This is a genomic window from Pseudomonas sp. zfem001 (genome assembly GCF_032621725.1).
GTDB lineage: Bacteria > Pseudomonadota > Gammaproteobacteria > Pseudomonadales > Pseudomonadaceae > Aquipseudomonas > Aquipseudomonas sediminis.
This window is the reverse complement of sequence record NZ_JAVYJI010000003.1, coordinates 298,280-318,473: the sequence shown is the minus strand read 5'-3', so window position 1 is coordinate 318,473 and position 20,194 is coordinate 298,280. Positions and strand designations below refer to the sequence as shown.

The 20,194-nt window shown below is 62.9% G+C and carries 23 protein-coding genes; 8 read left to right on the top strand and 15 right to left on the bottom strand.

The window, feature by feature from the left end; translation table 11 throughout:
* Positions 1–10: 10 nt before the first annotated feature.
* Positions 11–739: a monofunctional biosynthetic peptidoglycan transglycosylase gene (gene mtgA / locus RTH74_RS13595; protein WP_316915003.1), complete on the bottom strand. Its 729-nt coding sequence runs from the start codon at positions 737–739 to the stop codon at positions 11–13.
* 231 nt (positions 740–970) lie between these two features.
* Between mtgA and RTH74_RS13590 the strand changes: the two genes are divergently transcribed.
* The 6 genes from RTH74_RS13590 (at position 971) to RTH74_RS13565 (ending at position 5,519) form a co-directional block, all read left to right on the top strand.
* Entirely contained in the window at positions 971–1,342 is a 372-nt protein-coding gene (locus tag RTH74_RS13590; RefSeq protein WP_316915002.1) for a DUF423 domain-containing protein, read from the top strand.
* A gap of 102 nt (positions 1,343–1,444) precedes the next feature.
* Complete coding sequence (gene thiS / locus RTH74_RS13585; protein WP_037005337.1) at positions 1,445–1,645, top strand: sulfur carrier protein ThiS; 201 nt, start codon at positions 1,445–1,447, stop codon at positions 1,643–1,645.
* Between the two features lie 18 nt (positions 1,646–1,663).
* Positions 1,664–2,458 (top strand): thiazole synthase, encoded by a 795-nt coding sequence (locus RTH74_RS13580; protein ID WP_316915001.1) that lies wholly within the window; start codon positions 1,664–1,666, stop codon positions 2,456–2,458.
* A 68-nt stretch (positions 2,459–2,526) separates the two neighbouring features.
* On the top strand, positions 2,527–3,243 hold the full coding sequence (trmB, locus tag RTH74_RS13575; protein ID WP_316915000.1) for a tRNA (guanosine(46)-N7)-methyltransferase TrmB: 717 nt from the start codon (positions 2,527–2,529) through the stop codon (positions 3,241–3,243).
* Positions 3,244–3,553: 310 nt separating this feature from the next.
* Positions 3,554–4,897 carry a DUF1329 domain-containing protein gene (locus tag RTH74_RS13570; RefSeq protein ID WP_099525943.1) on the top strand — a complete coding sequence of 448 codons (1,344 nt, stop codon included), beginning with the start codon at positions 3,554–3,556 and terminating at the stop codon, positions 4,895–4,897.
* 73 nt (positions 4,898–4,970) lie between these two features.
* Entirely contained in the window at positions 4,971–5,519 is a 549-nt protein-coding gene (locus RTH74_RS13565) for a hypothetical protein (RefSeq protein WP_316914999.1), read from the top strand.
* A gap of 25 nt (positions 5,520–5,544) precedes the next feature.
* Here the strand turns inward: RTH74_RS13565 and RTH74_RS13560 are convergent, their stop codons facing one another.
* The 12 genes from RTH74_RS13560 to RTH74_RS13505 all read right to left on the bottom strand — a co-directional run bounded on the left by RTH74_RS13560 (position 5,545) and on the right by RTH74_RS13505 (position 15,726).
* Entirely contained in the window at positions 5,545–5,868 is a 324-nt protein-coding gene (locus tag RTH74_RS13560) for a DUF3392 domain-containing protein (RefSeq protein WP_316914998.1), read from the bottom strand.
* Between the two features lie 15 nt (positions 5,869–5,883).
* Entirely contained in the window at positions 5,884–7,035 is a 1,152-nt protein-coding gene (locus RTH74_RS13555) for a GGDEF domain-containing protein (protein ID WP_316914997.1), read from the bottom strand.
* A 68-nt stretch (positions 7,036–7,103) separates the two neighbouring features.
* Complete coding sequence (hemW, locus tag RTH74_RS13550) at positions 7,104–8,264, bottom strand: radical SAM family heme chaperone HemW (protein WP_316914996.1); 1,161 nt, start codon at positions 8,262–8,264, stop codon at positions 7,104–7,106.
* Positions 8,261–8,869, bottom strand: a complete 609-nt coding sequence (gene rdgB, locus RTH74_RS13545; RefSeq protein ID WP_420713166.1) for an RdgB/HAM1 family non-canonical purine NTP pyrophosphatase — start codon at positions 8,867–8,869, stop codon at positions 8,261–8,263. The genes hemW and rdgB overlap by 4 nt, the downstream gene beginning before the upstream one ends.
* Positions 8,862–9,278, bottom strand: a complete 417-nt coding sequence (locus RTH74_RS13540; protein WP_099525939.1) for a DUF4426 domain-containing protein — start codon at positions 9,276–9,278, stop codon at positions 8,862–8,864. The genes rdgB and RTH74_RS13540 overlap by 8 nt, the downstream gene beginning before the upstream one ends.
* 14 nt (positions 9,279–9,292) lie before the next feature.
* The gene (gene metW, locus RTH74_RS13535) at positions 9,293–9,913 is read right to left on the bottom strand and encodes a methionine biosynthesis protein MetW (RefSeq protein WP_316914995.1); all 621 of its coding nucleotides are present in this window, start codon (positions 9,911–9,913) and stop codon (positions 9,293–9,295) included.
* 2 nt (positions 9,914–9,915) lie between these two features.
* On the bottom strand, positions 9,916–11,055 hold the full coding sequence (gene metX / locus RTH74_RS13530) for a homoserine O-succinyltransferase MetX (protein ID WP_316914994.1): 1,140 nt from the start codon (positions 11,053–11,055) through the stop codon (positions 9,916–9,918).
* An 85-nt stretch (positions 11,056–11,140) separates the two neighbouring features.
* Complete coding sequence (locus tag RTH74_RS13525; RefSeq protein ID WP_316914993.1) at positions 11,141–13,117, bottom strand: dynamin-like GTPase family protein; 1,977 nt, start codon at positions 13,115–13,117, stop codon at positions 11,141–11,143.
* A 181-nt stretch (positions 13,118–13,298) separates the two neighbouring features.
* The gene (locus RTH74_RS13520; protein WP_316914992.1) at positions 13,299–13,592 is read right to left on the bottom strand and encodes a DUF167 domain-containing protein; all 294 of its coding nucleotides are present in this window, start codon (positions 13,590–13,592) and stop codon (positions 13,299–13,301) included.
* A complete protein-coding gene (locus RTH74_RS13515) occupies positions 13,593–14,186 on the bottom strand; it encodes a YggT family protein (protein ID WP_003463941.1) in 594 nt (197 codons plus the stop codon).
* Between the two features lie 11 nt (positions 14,187–14,197).
* Positions 14,198–15,016: a pyrroline-5-carboxylate reductase gene (proC, locus tag RTH74_RS13510; protein ID WP_279922322.1), complete on the bottom strand. Its 819-nt coding sequence runs from the start codon at positions 15,014–15,016 to the stop codon at positions 14,198–14,200.
* Between the two features lie 17 nt (positions 15,017–15,033).
* Positions 15,034–15,726, bottom strand: a complete 693-nt coding sequence (locus RTH74_RS13505) for a YggS family pyridoxal phosphate-dependent enzyme (protein ID WP_316914991.1) — start codon at positions 15,724–15,726, stop codon at positions 15,034–15,036.
* Between the two features lie 71 nt (positions 15,727–15,797).
* Between RTH74_RS13505 and pilT the strand changes: the two genes are divergently transcribed.
* Positions 15,798–16,832, top strand: coding sequence for a type IV pilus twitching motility protein PilT (pilT, locus tag RTH74_RS13500; protein ID WP_003463935.1), 1,035 nt, complete (start codon positions 15,798–15,800; stop codon positions 16,830–16,832).
* Between the two features lie 126 nt (positions 16,833–16,958).
* Entirely contained in the window at positions 16,959–18,104 is a 1,146-nt protein-coding gene (locus RTH74_RS13495) for a PilT/PilU family type 4a pilus ATPase (RefSeq protein WP_099525931.1), read from the top strand.
* Here the strand turns inward: RTH74_RS13495 and RTH74_RS13490 are convergent.
* Positions 18,070–18,957 (bottom strand): TIGR03915 family putative DNA repair protein, encoded by an 888-nt coding sequence (locus RTH74_RS13490; RefSeq protein WP_316914990.1) that lies wholly within the window; start codon positions 18,955–18,957, stop codon positions 18,070–18,072. The two genes, RTH74_RS13495 and RTH74_RS13490, sit on opposite strands and share 35 nt — an antisense overlap.
* Positions 18,957–20,168: a putative DNA modification/repair radical SAM protein gene (locus RTH74_RS13485; RefSeq protein ID WP_316914989.1), complete on the bottom strand. Its 1,212-nt coding sequence runs from the start codon at positions 20,166–20,168 to the stop codon at positions 18,957–18,959. Before RTH74_RS13485 ends, RTH74_RS13490 begins: the two co-directional genes overlap by 1 nt.
* Between the last annotated feature and the right edge of the window lie 26 nt (positions 20,169–20,194).

The following is a 20,194-nucleotide window of genomic DNA, read 5'->3' as shown; positions in this document are numbered from 1 at the left end:
CTAGCCTCGCTTACAGCCAGCGTGGCCACCAGTCTGGGCGCGCTGCCTTGAGCTGGTCGAGGTAGTGGCTGCCACCCAGCTGCGTCATCTGCTGACGAATCCAGGCGGCGCGGCGATTGACGTAGGCGTTCGGCCGGCCTGCGCTCCAGCGCAGCGGGTTGGGTAGCACCGCTGCCAGCTGGCTGGCCTGCTGGCGATTGAGATAAGGCGCGCCGACGCCGAAATGGTGTTGTGCCGCGGCTTCGGCGCCAAAGATGCCATCGCCCCACTCGACGCTATTGAGGTACACCTCGAGGATGCGCTCTTTCGACCAGAGCACTTCGATCAGTGCGGTGAACCAGGCTTCCAGCCCTTTGCGCAGCCAACTGCGCCCGGACCAGAGAAACAGGTTCTTCGCCACCTGCTGGCTGAGGGTGCTGGCGCCTCTTAGTGAGCCGCCGCTCTGGTTATGTGCCAGCGCCGCCTGAATCGCGCCGACATCGAACCCCCAGTGTTCGGCGAATTTCTGATCTTCAGCGGCGATCACCGCCATCTTCAGGTGATCCGGGAGTTCTTTCCAGGGGCGCCACTGGCGCTTCAGCTCGATGGGCTGTTCGCTGCCCCAGGATTCGATCTTGCGCTCGATCATCAGCGCCGTACCGGGCGGTGGCACCCAGCGCAGAGCAAGCACCAGCAGTACGCTGGCCAGGATCAGCCAGAGCAGCAGTTTCAGCAGGCGGCGGGTCAGGGCTCGGAGCATGAGGTCTCGCAATGAACGGGGGAGGCGCTATTAAAGCAAAAAATCGCCGGGAGCGATTTTTGACGTCGCTTTGCGGCGGCCCGAAGGGTTAATGCCGGGAATGGCAGGCAACAAGACGCACCAAGTCCCCCCGCTAAACCCAAGGGTCGAGGCAGGTGTGACAATAACGACCATTTCGTCTTCAGGCCCAATGGCTAAACTGCGCACAGGTCGATTTATTCAGGAGTTTCCATGGCCCGTCTCTGGCTACTGTTGTCCGCATTCACCGGTTTCACCGGTGTCGCTCTGGGCGCGTTCGCGGCCCATGGTCTGAAGCACAGGCTGACTCCCGAGTATCTGGCGGTGTTCCAGACCGGCACGCATTACCAGCTGATTCACGCGCTGGCCCTGTTCGGCATCGGCCTGCTGGCGATGCATGCGCCCGGACGGTTGGTGAACCTGGCTGGCGGCGCCTTCGCGCTGGGTATCCTGCTGTTCTCCGGCAGTCTCTATCTGCTGACCCTCAGCGGCATCGGCAAGCTCGGTATCATCACGCCTTTCGGTGGCCTCGCCTTCCTCGTTGGCTGGCTGTGCCTGGGCCTGAGCGCCTGGAAGCTGACCTGACCCTGGCGTCAGAAATGAGGACGAATGGCGCCTTTTAGCCTTGGTCGTGGCCAGTTAACGGGCTAGAATGCCGGCCCTCTTTCCAGTTGTGACCGAGTCGTCATGCGTATCCAGTTGAATGGTGAACCCTTCGAACTGCCGGATAACCAGAGCGTCGCCGACCTGTTGGTTCGCCTCGATCTGACCGGGCGCCGTGTGGCGGTCGAGCTCAATCAGGACATCGTTCCACGCAGCCAGCACGACAGCACTCTGCTCGCCGAAGGCGACCAGGTGGAAGTGGTGCACGCCATCGGCGGCGGTTGACCCCTCGAGGAGTATTCCATGAGCCAAGTTCGCAGCGACAAGCCCTTCACTCTGGCCGGTCGTACGTTCCAGTCGCGCCTGCTGGTCGGTACCGGCAAGTACAAGGATATGGACGAGACCCGCGACGCCATCGCCGCTTCTGGCGCCGAGATCGTCACCGTGGCGGTGCGCCGCACCAACATCGGCCAGAATCCCGGTGAGCCGAACCTGCTCGACGTGATCAGCCCGGACAAGTACACCATCCTGCCCAATACCGCCGGCTGCTACGACGCGGTCGAGGCCGTGCGCACCTGCCGCCTGGCCCGCGAGCTGCTCGATGGTCACAACCTGGTCAAGCTGGAAGTGCTGGCCGACCAGAAAACCCTGTTCCCCAACGTCATCGAAACCCTCAAGGCCGCCGAAGTGCTGGTCAAGGATGGCTTCGACGTGATGGTGTACACCAGCGACGATCCGATCATCGCGCGCCAACTGGCCGAGATCGGCTGCATCGCGGTGATGCCGCTGGCCGGTCTGATCGGCTCGGGCCTGGGTATCTGCAACCCGTACAACCTGCGCATCATCCTCGAGGAATCGAAGGTGCCGGTGCTGGTCGATGCCGGCGTGGGCACTGCCTCCGACGCTACCATCGCCATGGAGCTGGGCTGCGAGGCGGTGCTGATGAACAGCGCCATCGCCGAAGCGCAGAATCCGGTGCTGATGGCGCGTGCCATGCAGCATGCCGTCGAGGCCGGTCGCCTGGCCTACCTGGCCGGCCGTATGCCGAAGAAACTCTATGCCAGTGCGTCGTCGCCGCTGACTGGCCTGATCAACTAAGGATGACGATTTGCTGCGGGTCGGTTCGCCGGCCCGTCATGTCGCAAAGCACTCTACAAGAGCACAGCATGACCGATACCCAACAGCCCGAACTGACCGAAGACGGTCGCCAGCGCCGTACCATCAAGAGCTTCGTGATGCGTGCCGGGCGCATGACCGAAGGTCAGCAGCGTGGCCTGGACAAGGGCTGGCCGCTGTTCGGCCTTGAGCTGGAAGACGGCCTACGCGACTTCGACCAGGTGTTCGGTCGCAGCGCACCGCGCACCTTCGAGATCGGCTTCGGCATGGGCCACTCCACCCTGGAGATGGCCGCTGCTGCGCCTGAGCAGGATTTCATCGGTGTCGAGGTACACAAACCCGGCGTGGGTGCGCTGCTCAACGGTGCGATGACGCAGAACCTCAGCAACCTGCGCGTCTACAGCTGTGATGCGCTGGAGGTGCTGCGTGACTGCGTGGCCGATGCCAGCCTTGATCGCGTGCTGCTGTTCTTCCCCGACCCCTGGCACAAGTCGCGTCACCACAAGCGTCGCATCGTCCAGCCGGCGTTCGCCGAGCTGGTGCGCAGCAAGCTGAAGGTTGGTGGTGTGCTGCACATGGCTACCGACTGGGAGAACTATGCTGAGCACATGCTCGAGGTGATGAACGCGGCGCCTGGCTACCGCAACCTGGCGGCCGATGACACTTACGTGCCGCGCCCAGAAGAGCGCCCGGTGACCAAGTTCGAACGTCGTGGCGAGCGCCTTGGCCACGGTGTATGGGATCTGAAGTTTCAGCGTCAGGAGTGATTCACCCAGCGACATGCGTTTGATTAGAACCGGCAGGATGCACGATTAGATCGGGATAACTCGACGGCCAGGACGGCGCCTCACCTCAGAACCTGCTCACGATCTGCTGCGCGTCGGCGCTACTGCGTTAAAAACAAGCTCGGAATGCTCATGTACAAAAGTACACTCCGCTTCCTCGCTTGTTTTTGCCTTGTATCGCTCTAGCTCGCGAGACCTCGAGCAGGCTCTCAGAACACAACAAAGACAAGCGCGCCTGCAAGGTGCGCGGACAATAGCGGCACCGCTTCAATGGCGCCGCGAGGAGAGCATTGTGTTGAGATCGGTTTCCCTTCTTCTGCTGACTGCCCTGGCGTTTCAGGCCCAGGCCAAGGTCGATGCCAGTCAGGCTGCGCGTCTGGGTCAGGACCTGACACCACTGGGTGGCGAGCGCGCCGGTAATGCCAGTGGCACCATCCCTGCCTGGACGGGCGGTCTGGCCACTCCGCCGGCCAACTACCAGCCGGGCATGCATCACCCGGACCCCTATGCTGACGACAAACTGCTGTTCCGAGTCGACAGCCAGAACCTGGCCCAGTATGAACAACAGTTGCCGATCGGCCTCAAGACCCTGCTGCAGCAGAACCCCAGCTTCTATCTGCGCGTATTCCCGACCCGCCGCAGTGCGGCCGCGCCACAACGCATCTACGATGCCTCCCGCTTCAATGCGCTGAATGCCGAGCTGATTTCTGGTGGCAACGGTGTGCAGGGGGCGGCCGCTGGCGTGCCATTCCCGCTGCCGCAGAATGGCCAGGAGGCGATCTGGAACCACGTCATGCGTTACCGCGGCGACCAGATCAGCATGGCCACCAACCAGGCGGCGGTGCTCGCCAACGGTAGCTACAACCTGCTCAAGCTCGAGCGCGACATCTACTTCCTCTATGGCCGCGAAGGTGTTGCCCCACAGGATCTGGACAACACCCTGTTCTATTACAAGTACAAGGTCGTGGCTCCAGCCAAGTTGGCCGGCTCGGCGCTGGTGGTGCAGGAAACCCTCGATCAGGTGCTGGCGATTCGCAAGGCCTGGCGCTTCAACCGTGGCGAGCGCCGTGTGCGCCGCCTGCCGATGCTTGCCTACGACACCCTGCAACCCGACACCAATGGCATGGCCACTGCCGACCAGGTGGACTCCTACAATGGCGCACCGGATCGCTACGAATGGCAGCTGCTAGGCAAGCGCGAGATGCTGGTGCCCTACAACAGCTATGCCGTGCACCAGAAGGGCATTCCCTACGCCGATATCCTGCAGGCCAAGCACATCAATCCGGAATTGCTGCGTTACGAGTTGCACCGCGTCTGGGTGGTGGAGGCGGACCTGCGCACCGGCTTCAGTCATCCCTATGGCAAGCGTCGTTTCTATCTCGACGAGGACAGCTGGCAGATCCTCGCGGTCGATTTGTATGACCGTAATGGCAACCTGATCGGCCTGCAGGAAGCCCACCCGATCAGCTACTACGACGTGCCGATGTTCGGCTCGACCCTGGAGACCATCTACGACCTCAAGGGCGGCCGCTACTTCGCTGACGGCCTGGATAACAACGAGAAGATGTACGACTTCAACGCCAGGCTGAGCCCGCGCGACTTCACCCCGCAGGCGCTGCGCCGCGAAGGCAACTGACAGGGCTGCGGTCGTTCACGAAGCCGCCTTTGGGCGGCTTCTGTATTTTTGCGCATCTGATCAGGGAGGACACATGAGCATCAGATTGCACATATTCGGCGCATCCGGCTCCGGTACCACCACGCTAGGCAATGCCCTGTCCAATAGCTGCGGCTGGCTGCACCTCGATACCGACGACTTTTACTGGTTACCCAGCGAGCCGCCGTACCTGCACAAGCGTCCACCACCACAACGGGTAGAGTTGATCCGCGAGCGCGTCGCGCAGGCGCCGAACTGGGTGTTGAGTGGCTCGCTATGCAGTTGGGGCGAGGCATTGGTCCCGTCTTTCAGTCATGCACTGTTCCTGCATCTGGACGATGAAGAGCGCATGCACCGGCTGCGTCAGCGCGAGGCGCAGCGCTACGGCGAACGAATTGAACCGGGCGGCGATATGCACGTGCAGAGTCTGGCCTTTCTCGACTGGGCGGCCGGCTACGAGCAGGGCGACCGGCACACGCGCAGCCGACTCATGCACGAGACCTGGATCGAGCAGCACCTGACGTGTCCGTTGCTGCGCCTGGATTCGACGCATGCCACCCCTGCGCAATTGGTCGAGCAGGTGATGGTGTGGCTACAAGATTGATGGGGCAGCCTGTGCGCTGCGCCCGCTAATTGCGGTCGGCGAGTATGCCGATGACCGCGAAGATCAGAATCAGCACCGGTGCCAGCGTGTAGTTGTTGAAGTGCGCCAGGCCCTTGGCCAGCCAGGGTGTGAGGAAGACGATGGCCAGGCCGTAGCCGACCGCGCAGAACACCACGAACAGCAGGGTGCGCAGGACGAAATTGAGATTGCCGATGGTGCGTTGAACCCAGGCGTTGATGGCTGGGCTGAACAGCACCAGCAATGTGGCCATGATGGCCAGGGAAATATCGCTGAGGTGGCTGCGGCTCCAGCGCGAGAGAGTGACGATCAGGTCCAGTAGCAGATCCATTGGGGTTCCTTCTTTTTAGGCTTGTTCCACGCGGTTGCGGCCTTCGCGTTTGGCTCGGTACAGCGCCGTATCGGCACGTTGCAGCAGTTGCTCCAGGCTTTCCTGGCTGTGTGCGGTCGCGTGGCCGATGCTGGTGGTGATCGGGTAATCACCCTGCGAATGGCGGTACGGAGCTTCGGCAACGCACTGGCGCAGTCGTTCGGCGGTGATGCGCGCCGAATCGGCGTCGACATCGCGCAGCAGAATGATGAATTCCTCTCCACCATAACGGCCCAGTGGCTCGTTCGAGCGCAGGTTGGCGCTGAGCGTGCGCACGAAGTGCTTGAGCACCTCGTCACCGCCCTGGTGACCGAGACTGTCGTTGGCCTGCTTGAAGTGATCGATATCCAGCAGCAACAGCGACAGAGGCTGGCACAGATTGCCCAGCTCGCGCTGTGCCAGCTCGAAGATCATCGGTCGAGAATAGGCGTTGGTCAGTGGGTCGTGGCTGAGCTGATGCTCGAGCAAGGCATGCAGGCGCTCGTTGAGCATCAGGATGAAACCCACCGAAATGCAGATCGCCAGCAGGCCGTGAGTGGCGAAGTACAGGGCATTAAGCGGTGTCGGCGCGAGGAAGTCGGCCCCGCTGGTAGGGTGCAGCATGGCATTGACGATGCGTGCCAGCGACACCAGCGAATCGAAGATCACCGTGAGCGCGGTGAACAGATAGGGAAAGTGCGCGCGTCCATTTTCTCGTGGGCGGTGGCGCAGCAGGTCGAGGCCGAACAGGAATAGCAGCACGCCCGAGAAACTCGAGAAGATCACCACGCGGATGGCGTACAAGTCCTGCACGTAGAAGCAGTAGATCAGTCCCAGGTTGGCCAGCAGTAGAGCAACGATGAGTTTTCTGCTGTGCCGCGGCAGGCCGAAGAAGGCGCGTCCGCCGTAGTAGATCAGCACCGTGGCGCCCATGGCCGAGGCGTTGGCCACCACTATCGAGAAGGCCTCGGGCACCACGCCGCGCAGACCGTAAAGCACCGAGGCGACCGCCACGCAGAGCATGCTTGTGCTCCAGTAGCGCGCGCCCAGCTGGCGATCACGCACGGCGCTGGGCATGGCCGTTAGCACTATGGCCATCAGCAGGCTCAGAGCAGCGAGGATGAAGACGAGGCTACGGGGATCGAGCACGGCCGGGTTCCATGTCTACGCGTGCGGGAAGCGCCATAGCCTACCGGATTCCCGCTGGCGATGGTGGCTCAGTCGAGAAACAGTTGCAGCAGGTCGTTGAGGAACAACTGCCCTTTGGCGGTGGCTACCAGGCGGGCTGGATCGGCCTGCAGCAGCCCCTGGCGTTCGGCTTCGCGACGTGCCTGTTCGAGTTGCTGCAACGGCAGGCCGGTGCGTTGGCTGAATAGTTCGGCCGGTGCGCCTTCGGTCAAACGCAACACGTTCATCAGATACTCGAACGGAAGTTCGCCGGCTTCGAGTACGCGCTCCCCGGCCTGGAATACCTTGGCCGGGTCGAGGTAGTCCTTGGGTAGGCGGGTTTTCCAGGTGCGCTGGATGCGCCCAGCAGGTGTGCTTAGCTTGGCGTGGGCGCCAGCGCCGATGCCGAGGAAATCACCGAAGGTCCAGTAATTGAGGTTGTGTCGCGCCTGCTTGCCAGGCCTGGCGTAGGCGGACACTTCGTACTGCGCGTAGCCTTCGGCTGCGAGCAGGGCCTGGCCGGCTTCCTGGATATCCCACAGCAGATCATCCTCGGGAAGCGTTGGCGGCTGGCTCCAGAACACCGTGTTCGGCTCCATGGTCAACTGGTACCAGGACAGGTGCGTGGGTGCCTGGGCGATGGCGGTGCGCAGGTCGAACAGGGCATCCTCGATGCTCTGCTCGGGCAGGCCGTGCATCAGGTCGAGGTTGAAGTTGTCGAAGCCGGCGGCGCGGGCCATGTCGGCAGCGCGGATGGCTTCGCCGCCATCGTGGATGCGCCCCAGTGCCTTGAGCTTGGCTTCCTGGAAACTCTGCACGCCGATAGACAGGCGATTGATACCCAGCGCCCGGTAGCCCTTGAACTTGGCCTGCTCGAAGGTGCCAGGGTTGGCCTCCAGGGTGATCTCGATATCCGGCGCAAAGCCGACACGTTGCTCTACGCCTTCCAGCAAACGGCCCAGGGCGCGGTCGGAGAACAGGCTGGGCGTGCCGCCGCCGAAGAAGATCGAGGTCAGCAGTCGGCCATGGACGTGCTGCAGGTCGATATCGAGGTCGGCCAGCAGCGCGTCGACGTACTCTTCTTCAGGCAGCGTCGGCCCGGCGGCGTGGGAGTTGAAGTCGCAGTAGGGGCATTTGCGCACGCACCACGGGATGTGGATGTAGAGCGCCAGGGGCGGGAGCAGGAAACTCCCGCCAGCGGTCTTGCTCATGCAAGCCCCAGGCGCTGCTTGAGCAGGGCCATGGCGCGGGCGCGGTGGCTGAGGCGGTTCTTCTGCTCGGACGGCATCTCGGCGCTGGAACATTCGCTATCCGGCACCCAGAACAGCGGGTCGTAGCCGAAGCCGTGCTCGCCACGGGCTTCGTGCAGGATGCTGCCGTGCCACAGGCCTTCGCAGAGGATTGGCAAAGGGTCGTCGGCATGTCGAACCAGTGCCAGGGCGCAGACAAACTGGGCGCCGCGCTCGGCATCCGGCACGTCTTTCAGGGCGGCGAGCAACTTGGCGTTGTTCGCCGCATCGCCCTGGCCATCGGCATAGCGTGCCGAGTAGATGCCGGGGGCGCCGCCGAGGAAGTCCACCGCCAGGCCCGAGTCGTCGGCCAGTGCCGGCAAGCCGGAGATGCGCGCGGCGTTGCGTGCCTTGAGGATGGCATTCTCGACGAACGACAGGCCGGTTTCTTCCGGCTCGACCTGGCTGAATTCGCCGATCGAACGCACGCGCACGGCGTCGCCGAGCATGGCCTGCAACTCCTTGAGCTTGCCGGCGTTATGGCTGGCCAGTACCAGCTCCTTGAAACCACTCACTGGCTTAGTCATCCGGGAACATTTCCTGGTTGAAGGTGATGCGATGTGCGTCATCACCCTGGCGTACGTTCAGGGTGAAGCTGAGCATTTCGCGGGTCTTGAATGGGAACTGCGCCAGGTAATAGATGGCCTCGCCTTCGGTGACCTGGCGGAACGTTAGCGCGGTGCTCTTGCCCAGCAGGTCCTTCACCTCGCCCCCGACCACGGCGGTGCTGGGCTTGCCGGCTTTGAGCACGGCAATGTTGATCACACCCTGGGTCTTGCTGCGTACCAGGCCGGCGGCGCTGGCGATATCCGGCTGGATGAAGCTGGAGTTGAACACGCTGTAGTGCACGTCGAGATCGCCGAAGCTCTGCTTGCGCTCGGCGGCGGCCGGCAGGGCCAGGCACAGGGCGATCAGGAAGGGGATGATGCGGCGCATGTTGTTCTCCTCGTTCAGACCGCGACGCTGTGAGCGGACAGATCCGCGCCACTGATGCGGTAGATGCCGATCTCGCCCAGCAGGTTGGGCCAGATGCGGCTGGCGATGCCGTGGCGATGGTCACGGTCCACCGCCAGGCGTTCTTCCACACGGGCACCTTGGGCGTGGCAGAGACGCTCGAAGTCCTCGAAGGTGCAGAAGTGGATGTTCGGGGTGTTGTACCAGGTATAGGGCAGGAAGTCCGACACCGGCATGCGACCTTTTGTCGTCAGGTACCAGCGGCAGCGCCAGTGGCCGAAATTGGGGAAGGTGATGATGCAGGTCTTGCCGACGCGCAACATCTCGGCCAGCACCTTGTCCGGGTAGTGCAACGCCTGCAGCGACTGGGTCATGACCACTACATCGAAGCTGTTGCTGGCGAAGTTGCCCAGGCCCAGGTCGAGGTTCTGCTCGATGACGTTGACACCGCGCTCGATGCACAGGGCGATCTTGTCCGGGTCGATTTCCAGGCCGTAGCCGGCCACCTGCTTGTTGTCGCGCAGCCAGGCGAGGAGTTCGCCGTCGCCGCAGCCCAGGTCGAGCACACGGCTGCCCGGGGCGATCCATTCCTGGATGATGTCCAGATCCGCTCGCATGCTCATACCTCGATTCGCTTCATGTAGCTGCCGAATGCCTGCAGGTAACGCGGGATCGGCATGAGGAAGGCGTCGTGGCCCTGCGGTGCGTCGATCTCCAGGTAGCAGACGTTCTTCTTCGCCGCCGTCAGCGCGTCGACGATTTCCCGCGAGCGCACGGGTGAGAAGCGCCAGTCGGTGGTGAAGGACATCACGCAGAAATCCGCCTTGGCCACGGCCAGGGTCTTGGCCAGATCGCCGTCATGCACGGCGGCCGGGTCGAAGTAGTCCAGCGCCTTGGTCATCAGCAGGTAGGTGTTGGCATCGAAGCGGCCGGAGAACTCCTCGCCCTGGTAGCGCAGGTAGCTTTCCACCTGGAACTCGACGCTGTGGAAGTCGTAGTTGAGCTTTTCGCTCTTCAGGCCACGGCCGAATTTTTCGCCCATGGCGTCATCGGACAGGTAGGTAATGTGGCCGACCATGCGCGCCAGCATCAGGCCGCGTTTGGGGATCACACCCTGTTCCTGAAAGTGTCCGCCGTGGAATTCCGGGTCGGTGAGAATCGCCTGGCGCGCCACTTCGTTGAAGGCGATGTTCTGCGCCGACAGTTTGGGCGCCGAGGCGATGGCCAGGCAGTGGCGTACGCGCTCGGGATAGCTGATGGTCCACTGCATGGCCTGCATGCCGCCGAGACTGCCGCCGATCACCGCCGCCCATTGGCCGATGCCGAGCTCGTCGGCCAGGCGCGCCTGGCTGTGCACCCAGTCTTCGACCGTCATCACCGGGAAATCGGCGCCGTAGGGTTTGCCAGTGGCCGGGTTGGTGCTACTCGGGCCGGTGGAGCCGTTGCAGCCGCCGAGGTTGTTGAGGCTGACGACGAAGAACTTGTTGGTGTCGATCGGCTTGCCGGGGCCGATGCAGCTGTCCCACCAACCGGGTTTGCGATCATCCGGGCTGTGATAGCCGGCGGCGTGATGGTGGCCGGACAGGGCGTGGCAGATCAGCACGGCATTGCTGCGTGCGGCGTTCAGTTCGCCATAGGTTTCGACGACCAGTTCGTACTCGGCCAGGCTGCGCCCGCAGGCCAACGCCAGAGGTTCGCTGAAGCGAAATACCTGGGGGCTGACCAGGCCGACGGAATCTTCGGGAAAGGCAGTGGGCATGGAGGCGCTGCTAAGGAATCGGAGGAGGGCGCCAGTCTAAAGAGCACCGACCCGAGCGGCAAGCGAGCTGGGCGCCCGCTCCCCTCTACAGGCTTTGGGGGCGTGCTGCCATCGGCAGGCTGACCACCTTACCTTGACGCTGCACCGGTGCCGGTCGGCGCAGTACGCGCAGCATGTCGCTGGCCTGTGCCAGTTGCTGTTCCAGCTCTTCCTGGTAACGCGCCAGCTGCAGGCTGCGTTTGCGCGTCTGCTGGGTTTCCTGAGCCAGAGCCTTGAGGCGCAGCATGTGGCTTTCCAGCATCTGCTTGTGTTCCAGGGTGTGTTGCATCAGCGGCATCAGCGCATCGGCGGCCCATTGTTCGGCATCCAGGCGCAGGCGCTGGTGCAGGCCGATCACCTCCTGGGCCAGGGTCGCGAAGAAGCGCCGGGTCAGGCTGCGCTGCTCGGTGAGCAGGGTCTTTAGGTGCAGGCGGAACTGGTCACCCTTTTCCTGCAGCTTCTTCAGCTCACGCAGGTAACGCTGAATCTTGAATTGCGGCGCATCGACACCGCCCAGCGGGCTTTCTTCGTTATGGCGGCGATAGATGGCGGCGACCATCTTGTTGGCCATCTCGGCTTCGTGCTGCAGGTTGTGCAAATCCTGTTCGACGGCGCGGAAGAAATGCAGGATGCCCTGGTTGATGCCCAGGGTGGTCCAACTGCCGGTCAAGGTACGCCGTACTTCGCTCAGGTGTTGCTCCAGACGCTCGGCGCGTGCGGCGTGACGCAACAGCTGTCCCTGGCGTTGCAGCAGACGTTGGTTGGTCTTCAGGCCAAGCAGGCGCTTGTGGTGCAGGCTGTGGTCTTCCTTGGTCTTGGCGGTCAGCTCGAACAGCAACTGGCCGTTGTCCTGCTGATGGTTGCCGAGCAGGGCCAGCTGTTCGCCGACCTTTTCCAGGCGCAGGCTGAGCACGTGTTGACTATTGTTGAGCAGCGCCAGTACCTGGCGTACCACGCTATCTTCAATCAGGCGCTCCTTCTGCGCGACGATACGCTCGCACAGCAGGGTCTCCAGATTGGCCATCTGGCTGCGGGCCAGCAGTGCCTCGTCCTTGCGCACCTTGGCCAGCAGCGCCTGCTTGGCCGATAGCGGCAGTACGTCCTGCTTGGCGATGCCCAGCTGTTTGGCGGTGGCGCTCTGGATCTGGCCGATGGCGTTCTGCACGAAAGTCTCGCCGGCCAGGTCGTCCCATAGCACGTCGATCTTGTTCAGTACGGCAAACAGGCTGGTCTGGGTGTCTTCGTCGAGCTGACGAATGTGCTGTTGCCAGATGTGCATGTCGCTGGCGGTGACGCCGGTATCGGCGGACAGCAGGAAGATGATCGCCTGGGCATTGGGCAGCATCGACAGCGTCAGTTCGGGTTCACTGCCCAGAGCGTTGAGGCCGGGGGTGTCGAGAATGCGCAGACCCTGGCGCAGCAGTGGGTGATCGAAGTTGACCATCGCATGGCGCCAGGCAGGTACCAACACCTGGCCGCGTTTACCGGTGCCTTCGAGCATGTCCGGGTGGAAGCCGAGCTGGATCGCCTGTTCCACCGGCATGGGTTTGGTCTTGGCCACCTGGCTGAAGGCCAGCGCCATGTTGGCCGGGTCGCTGATGTCCAGCGGGATGTTCACCCAGTGCCGGGGAATACGCTTGAACTGCGCGACGCTGGCCGAGGCCGTGCGGGTCTCGATGGGCAGCAGGCGAATGTAGGGGCGTTCCGAACGCGGATCGAAGAACAGCTCGGTGGGGCACATGGTGGTGCGCCCGGCATGCGAGGGCAGCATGCGCTGGCCATATTCGGAAAAGAACAGACTGTTGATCAGCTCGGTCTTTCCGCGCGAGAACTCGCCGACGAAGGCGAGGGTGATGTGATCGGTACGCAGGATTTTCAACGCACGTTCGAGCTTGGCCTGAACCGCCTCGGAGTTGAGCCGGTTGTGCTCCAGCCAGCTGCGATAACGCGTGATCTCGCGCATCAGCTCGCGTTTCCAGGCGACGTAAGCGTCAACCTGCTGGCTGAGACGTTCCATGCTCATCCTGGCTCTCCTCTCGGCAAGTTCATCCACTTGCTGGGGCTACGTGACTGTTCAGTTGGGGTTGCCGCCAGGAAGCACGGCATTGGCGAGAATAGCTTGCATTATGCGAGCTACAAGGCGGTCGTCAATTGGCCGCTTCTACAGTCCCGCCTTATGGTCGGGTGCGGCGGCTGAGCGGTCGTCAGGTGCGCTGCAGCCCAGGAATCGGCGGCAGGCTTCGCGGGGCGCGGATACGCAGGCGTTTATGCCGATTGAGTTCACCGCTTTCCAGGCTCACCTGGCTCTTGGCGACGCCGAAGGCCTTGGCCAGGAAGGCCTGCAGGTGGGCGTTGGCTTTGCCGTCTACCGGCGGGGCGGTGAGGCGGATTTTCAGCCGCTCACCCTGTAGCCCGGCGAACTCGTCCTTGCTCGCCTTGGGCTGCAGGTGGCAGTCGAGGATCAGGTCCTCGCTATCCCAGCGAAAGTAGCTTGTCACTCAGAGGAAGGGACTGAGCATCGGCGGCAGACCAGTGGAGGCCGCCAGGCCGCCAATCACGAAACGGTCGATCAGGTTGATGGTGATGAAGGCGAAAATCGGCGAGATATCCAGGCCGCCGAGGTTTGGCAGCAGCTTACGGAATGGCGCCAGCAGCGGCTCGCAGATCTGGTTCACCAATTGTGCGCCCGGGTTGTAGCTGCCCGGAGCGACCCAGGAGAGGATCACGCTGATGATCAGGGCGAAGAAGAACACCTTGAGAAACAGCGAGGTCACGCCAATCATCGACCACACCAGCAGCTGCAGGATGAAACCGCCGACGTTGTAGCCCATCAGGGTCAGGGTGACGATCATCAGCAGCAGCTGTACCAGGATGGCCAGCACTAGCGAAGCCAGGTCTAGCCCGGCGAAGCCCGGAATGATCCGGCGCAGTGGAGTTACCAGCGGCTGCGTGGCCTTGACGATGAACTGGCTCAGCGGGTTGTAGAAGTCTGCACGTACCAGTTGCAGGATGAAACGCAGCAGGACGATCAGCAGATACAGGCTGCCGAGGGTCTGAATGATGTAGATCAGGGCTTCGATGAGTCCGGACATGTGTGCTTCCTTTATTGACCCAGTTGTTCGGCCAGTTCGGCCGAGCGATTGGCGGCGGCATTCAGTGCCTGTTGTACCAGCGCTTCGAAGCCGCCGGCCTGGAAGGTTTTGATTGCCGCTTCGGTGGTTCCGTTCGGTGAGGTAACACGGCGACGCAATTCGGCCGCGTCGACATCGCTTTCACTGGCCATGCGCGCAGCGCCCAGTGCGGTCTGGATGCTCAGACGCGCAGCGGTCTCACGCGGCAGGCCGAGTTTCTCGCCGGCTTCGGTCATCGCCTCGATCAGCAGGAAAAAATAGGCTGGGCCGCTGCCAGAGACGGCAGTCACTGCATCGAGCTGCGCTTCGTCGTCCAGCCACAGGGCCAGGCCGACGGCGCTCAGCACCTGCTCGGCCTGGGTTTTCTGCGCGGCGTTGACGCGCGGGTTGGCGAACAGGCCGGAAACACCCTGGCGCAGCAGCGCCGGCGTATTGGGCATGCAGCGCACTACCGGGCGCTGGCCAAGCCAGTTCTCCAGGCTGGCGCAGCTGATGCCGGCGGCGATGGAGATGATCACCTGATTCGGCGCTAGGTGGGCGGCCAGGTCCAGGCACACTGTCTTCATGACCTGAGGCTTGACCGCCAGCACGATCAGGTCCGCGCCTTTGATCGCTTCAGCGTTATCGGCAAAGGTGGCGATGCCGTGTTCCTGCTGCAGACGAGTACGTTGTTCGCTACCAGGTTCGCTGGCGCGGATGGCGCTGGCTGCCACGCCCTGCGCACGCAGGCCACCAATCAGGCTGGCGGCCATGTTGCCGGCGCCGACGAAGGCGATGGTCGGGTTGCTCATTGCAGAAAATCCTTCATTCAGTGAGTGGGCTGGCCGTAATCGCGGGCACCGAACAGGGCGGTACCGATGCGCACCCAGGTGGCGCCTTCGGCGATGGCGGCCTCCAGGTCATGGCTCATGCCCATGGACAAGGTATCGAGGTTCAGCGCCAAGTCATCACGCAATTGACGCAGGCGGGCGAAGGCGGCATGTTGCGCGGCGTCATCGTCTGTAGGTTCGGGAATCGCCATCAGTCCACGCAGGTGCAGGTTGGGCAGGGCGACGACGGCCTTGGCCAGTTCTGGCAGCGCTTCTGGGCTGCAGCCGGATTTGCTGTCCTCAGCGCTGACATTGACCTGCAGGCAGATATTCAGCGGCGGCAGGTGCGCGGGGCGCTGCTCGGAGAGACGTTGGGCGATTTTCAGGCGATCCACCGAATGTACCCAGTCGAAATGCTCGGCGATGGGCCGGGTCTTGTTCGATTGAATGGGGCCGATGAAGTGCCAGATCAAGGGTAGATCGTTCAATTCGACCTGTTTGCCCAATGCTTCCTGCAGGTAGTTCTCGCCAAAATCGCACAAGCCAGCCGCATGAGCTTCACGAATGGCCGCTGCCGGTTTGGTCTTGCTCACCGCGAGCAGGCCGATATCCGCAAAATTACGCTGCGAGGCTTGCGCCGCCTCACGGATGCGCGCTCCGACCTTTGCAATATTCTCTGCTATCGTGGACATTACCTGCGCTCTATAAGCCTGGCCGTTGCGTTTGCGGCATTCTACCTGCTTGCTTGTAATTGGGGAGTCCCATGGATATCACTGAGCTGCTCGCCTTCAGCGCCAAGCAAGGCGCGTCGGATTTGCACCTCTCGGCGGGTCTGCCGCCGATGATCCGCGTCGACGGCGATGTACGCCGCATCAACCTGCCGCCGCTGGATCACAAGCAGGTACACGCGCTGATCTACGACATCATGAATGACAAGCAGCGCAAGGACTTCGAAGAGTTCCTCGAGACCGACTTTTCCTTCGAAGTGCCGGGTGTGGCGCGTTTCCGGGTCAACGCCTTCAATCAGAACCGTGGCGCCGGTGCGGTGTTCCGTACCATTCCGTCCAAGGTGCTGACCATGGAAGACCTGGGCATGGGCGAGGTGTTCCGCAAGATCACCGACGTGCCGCGCGGCCTGGTGCTGGTCACCGGCCCCACCGGTTCGGGCAAGTCGACCACCCTCGCGGCGATGCTCGACTACCTCAACAGCAACAAATACCACCATATCCTCACCATTGAAGACCCCATCGAATTCGTCCACGAGTCGAAGAAGTGCCTGGTCAACCAGCGCGAGGTGCATCGCGACACCCACGGCTTCTCCGAAGCCCTGCGCTCGGCCCTTCGGGAAGACCCCGACATCATCCTGGTGGGCGAGATGCGCGACCTGGAAACCATCCGCCTGGCGCTGACTGCCGCGGAAACCGGTCACCTGGTGTTCGGCACCCTGCACACCACCTCCGCCGCCAAGACCATCGACCGGGTGGTCGATGTGTTCCCGGCCGAGGAGAAGTCGATGGTGCGTTCGATGCTCTCCGAGTCGCTGCAGGCGGTGATCTCGCAAACCCTGCTGAAGAAGATCGGCGGCGGTCGTGTTGCCGCCCACGAAATCATGATCGGCACACCGGCCATCCGTAACCTGATCCGTGAGGACAAGGTCGCGCAGATGTATTCAGCGATCCAGACCGGTGGCGCGCTGGGTATGCAGACCCTTGATGCCTGTCTGAAGACGTTGGTGTCCAAGGGGCTGGTCAGCCGCGACAGTGCGCGCGAGAAGGCCAAAAGCCCGGAAAACTTCTAGGAACTGGTGTGGGAGCAAGCGTTGCTCGCGAAGCTTTCGCGTCACCCTGTTCGCGGGCACAGCTCGCTCCCATGATTCGGCAGATGGCTGCCGAACGGCATTGCACACGAAGCGGCGAGAACGACGATGGAATTCGAAAAACTACTGCGCCTGATGGTCGAAAAAGGCGGCTCCGACCTGTTCATCACCGCTGGTGTCCCGCCGTCGATGAAGGTCAATGGCAAGATCATGCCGGTGACCAAGAACGCCATGTCGCCGGAGCAGACCCGCGAGACCGTATTGGGCGTGATGAACGAGGCACAGCGCCGCGACTTCGCCGAGAACCATGAGTGCAACTTCGCCATCAGCGCCCGTGGTATCGGTCGTTTCCGCGTCAGCGCCTTCTACCAGCGCAACCTGGTGGGCATGGTGCTGCGTCGGATCGAGACGACCATCCCGACCATCGACGAGCTCAAACTGCCGGAAATTCTCAAGAAGCTGGCGCTGACCAAGCGCGGCCTGGTGCTGTTCGTCGGTGCCACCGGTACCGGTAAGTCCACCTCGCTGGCGGCGATGATCGGCTACCGCAACAGGAACAGCAGCGGTCATATCATCTCCATCGAAGATCCGATCGAGTACATCCACCAGCACCAGAGTTGCATCGTCACTCAGCGTGAAGTGGGCATCGACACCGAGTCGTTCGAAGTGGCGCTGAAGAACACCCTGCGTCAGGCGCCGGACGTGATCCTCATCGGTGAGGTACGGACCCGCGAGACCATGGATCATGCCGTGGCCTTCGCCGAAACCGGTCACCTGTGCCTGGCTACTCTGCACGCCAACAACGCCAACCAGGCGCTGGACCGCATCATCAACTTCTTCCCGGCTGACCGGCAGAACCAGGTGTGGATGGACTTGTCGCTCAACCTCAAGGCCATCGTCGCTCAGCAGTTGATTCCAACTCCAGATGGTAAAGGTCGCCGCGCGGTAATCGAGGTGCTGATTAACACCCCGCTGGCCGCTGACCTGATCCGCAAGGGCGAAGTGCACGAACTCAAGGGTTTGATGAAACGCTCCACCGAGCAGGGCATGCAGACCTTCGACCAGGCGCTGTACAACCTCTACACTCAGGGCGAGATCACCTACGAAGATGCGCTGCTCTACGCCGACTCGGCCAACGACCTGCGCCTGATGATCAAGCTCGGTTCGGAAACCGATGGCGATCACCTGACCAGCATGGCCCAGGGCCTGGCGCTGGAGGTCAGCGAGGAAGATCCGGGGCGTCGCTTCCGCTGACGCTGCCAGACGGGGGACGCGATGCGTCCCCTTCGTTTATCTGGGCGATGCGTTTGCCCTTCCTGCCGGCCAGCACCAATGCCTGGCCATCGCGCTGCGCGCCAGCGCGTGCTTCGCTCATCAGTTGGGGAATCAGCGGGCCTTCCGGCAGGTGCTTCCAGAACCTCAATGGCAGATGCTGCTGCATCACTGTGCGGTTGAGCCGCGCCGGGTTGAAGGTGCTGCCGTAGTAGGCACGCCACAGGGCTTGGCCATCATCCTCGGGCTGTTGTGCCCAGGCTTGCCATTGCGCCGGGCAGCGGCGCTCATGCTGCAGGTGCTGGCCATCCCAGTAAACGCCGTCGCGTGGCGTGGCGATCAGCCAGCTGTGCTTGCCCAGGCGTTCGGCGAAGTGCCCGCTGGCCGAGGCGAGAATGTCATGCGCGGGCTCGAACCAGGCGACGAAGTCCGGCGCGCCTCGCACCTTGCTCGGCTGGAAACGCACGAACGCATGGAGGTGGTGTGCCTCGCGGCGCACCGCCTTGAGCCGGCGATGCAGCTCGCTGCCATCGGGGTCGCCGGCCAGCACGGCACTGCGCTGGCCCTGCACGAAACGCCAGAGCACCCGGTAGAGCAGGCTCCAGCGTTCATCGCCGCGGTACTGTGCGGCACTTTTCAGCAAGTCCAGCAGCTCGGGGGAAACGCGCAGGCGACCATTGGGCTCCGGCGTGCGCTCGGCGGGTTGGTCGAACAGGCTGGGTGGGGCCTCTTCGTCCAGCCACTGCAACTGGTGCGGTGCCAGGCCTTGCAACAAGGCGCGGCGCGCGGCCTGGCGCCAGGTGGCGAAGCTGCCGTCGAAGCGCAGGCTGTGCATCACCACAAGGCCATCTGTGCCGGGGTGTCGCGCAGTTGCTGGCGCAGCACTATGGACTCGTGCTCGGCGCGCGGTGGCCGGTAGTCCTGAGTGACGATAAAGGGCTTGGCCTTTTCCAGTACGCAGCGAAGTCGGGTCAGGTCTTCGTAGCGGATACGTCGTTCCCGCCGCAGAGCGCCCAAGCGCCGTGCGCTGAGCACGCCGATGCCGGGCACGCGGGCAATCAGTGATTCGTCGGCACGGTTGAGATCGACGGGAAATTGCTCGCGGTTGGCCAGAGCCCAGGCCAGCTTGGGGTCGATGTCCAGTGCCAGGTTGCCGGGACCGGCGAGCAGCTCCGTGGCGCTGAAACCGTAGCCGCGCATGAGGAAGTCGGCCTGGTACAGGCGATGCTCGCGCAGCAGCGGCGGCGCCTCGAAGGGCACGGTTTTCGGGCTCTGAGGAATCGGGCTGAACGCCGAGTAGTAGACGCGGCGCAGGCGGTAGTCGTGATACAGGCTCTGGGCGTTGTGCAGAATGGTGCTGTCATCGGTGGTGTCGGCGCCGACGATCATCTGCGTGCTCTGCCCGGCCGGGGCAAAGCGCGGCGCGCGGCGCTCTTCCTTGGCCTCGCGCTCGCCGAGATGAATGCTGTGCATGGCCTGGTGGATGCTGCCGACGTTCTTTTCCGGGGCCAGTTTCACCAGGCTGGTTTCGGTGGGCAGTTCGATGTTGACGCTGAGGCGATCGGCATACAGCCCGGCCTGGGCGATTAGTTCCGGCGCGGCATCGGGGATGGTCTTCAGATGAATGTAGCCGCGGAACTGGTGCTCCCGGCGCAGCAGCTTGGCGACGCGGATCAGCTGCTCCATCGTGTAGTCGGCCGAGCGGATGATGCCGGAGCTGAGGAACAGGCCACTGATGCAATTGCGCTTGTAGAAGTCCAGGGTCAGGGTAACCACTTCCTCGGGGGTGAAGCGCGCACGCGGCACGTCGCTGGAGCGACGGTTGATGCAGTACTGGCAGTCGTACAGACAGAAGTTGGTCAGCAGGATCTTCAGCAGCGCCACGCAGCGACCGTCCGGCGTGTAGCTGTGGCAGATGCCCATGCCATTGGTCGAGCCGATGCCGTCCTTGCCCTTGGAGCTGCGCTTTGGTGCGCCGCTGCTGGCGCAGGAGGCATCGTACTTGGCGGCGTCGGCGAGGATGGTGAGCTTTTCGATCAGTTGCATGGCAGGCCATATCTATACTGTTTTTT

What these genes read in the sequence shown, in the direction of transcription:
- RTH74_RS13515 (WP_003463941.1), bottom strand. Translation starts at nt 14,186, where the DNA reads ATGTCCGGACTCATCGAAGCCCTGATCTACATCATTCAGACCCTCGGC.
- trmB (WP_316915000.1), top strand. Translation starts at nt 2,527, where the DNA reads ATGACCGATACCCAACAGCCCGAACTGACCGAAGACGGTCGCCAGCGC.
- thiS (WP_037005337.1), top strand. Translation starts at nt 1,445, where the DNA reads ATGCGTATCCAGTTGAATGGTGAACCCTTCGAACTGCCGGATAACCAG.
- rdgB (WP_420713166.1), bottom strand. Translation starts at nt 8,869, where the DNA reads ATGACTAAGCCAGTGAGTGGTTTCAAGGAGCTGGTACTGGCCAGCCAT.
- RTH74_RS13495 (WP_099525931.1), top strand. Translation starts at nt 16,959, where the DNA reads ATGGAATTCGAAAAACTACTGCGCCTGATGGTCGAAAAAGGCGGCTCC.
- hemW (WP_316914996.1), bottom strand. Translation starts at nt 8,264, where the DNA reads ATGAGCAAGACCGCTGGCGGGAGTTTCCTGCTCCCGCCCCTGGCGCTC.
- proC (WP_279922322.1), bottom strand. Translation starts at nt 15,016, where the DNA reads ATGAGCAACCCGACCATCGCCTTCGTCGGCGCCGGCAACATGGCCGCC.
- RTH74_RS13490 (WP_316914990.1), bottom strand. Translation starts at nt 18,957, where the DNA reads ATGCACAGCCTGCGCTTCGACGGCAGCTTCGCCACCTGGCGCCAGGCC.
- RTH74_RS13565 (WP_316914999.1), top strand. Translation starts at nt 4,971, where the DNA reads ATGAGCATCAGATTGCACATATTCGGCGCATCCGGCTCCGGTACCACC.
- metX (WP_316914994.1), bottom strand. Translation starts at nt 11,055, where the DNA reads ATGCCCACTGCCTTTCCCGAAGATTCCGTCGGCCTGGTCAGCCCCCAG.
- RTH74_RS13525 (WP_316914993.1), bottom strand. Translation starts at nt 13,117, where the DNA reads ATGAGCATGGAACGTCTCAGCCAGCAGGTTGACGCTTACGTCGCCTGG.
- RTH74_RS13560 (WP_316914998.1), bottom strand. Translation starts at nt 5,868, where the DNA reads ATGGATCTGCTACTGGACCTGATCGTCACTCTCTCGCGCTGGAGCCGC.
- RTH74_RS13590 (WP_316915002.1), top strand. Translation starts at nt 971, where the DNA reads ATGGCCCGTCTCTGGCTACTGTTGTCCGCATTCACCGGTTTCACCGGT.
- metW (WP_316914995.1), bottom strand. Translation starts at nt 9,913, where the DNA reads ATGCGAGCGGATCTGGACATCATCCAGGAATGGATCGCCCCGGGCAGC.
- RTH74_RS13485 (WP_316914989.1), bottom strand. Translation starts at nt 20,168, where the DNA reads ATGCAACTGATCGAAAAGCTCACCATCCTCGCCGACGCCGCCAAGTAC.
- RTH74_RS13580 (WP_316915001.1), top strand. Translation starts at nt 1,664, where the DNA reads ATGAGCCAAGTTCGCAGCGACAAGCCCTTCACTCTGGCCGGTCGTACG.
- RTH74_RS13505 (WP_316914991.1), bottom strand. Translation starts at nt 15,726, where the DNA reads ATGTCCACGATAGCAGAGAATATTGCAAAGGTCGGAGCGCGCATCCGT.
- RTH74_RS13540 (WP_099525939.1), bottom strand. Translation starts at nt 9,278, where the DNA reads ATGCGCCGCATCATCCCCTTCCTGATCGCCCTGTGCCTGGCCCTGCCG.
- pilT (WP_003463935.1), top strand. Translation starts at nt 15,798, where the DNA reads ATGGATATCACTGAGCTGCTCGCCTTCAGCGCCAAGCAAGGCGCGTCG.
- mtgA (WP_316915003.1), bottom strand. Translation starts at nt 739, where the DNA reads ATGCTCCGAGCCCTGACCCGCCGCCTGCTGAAACTGCTGCTCTGGCTG.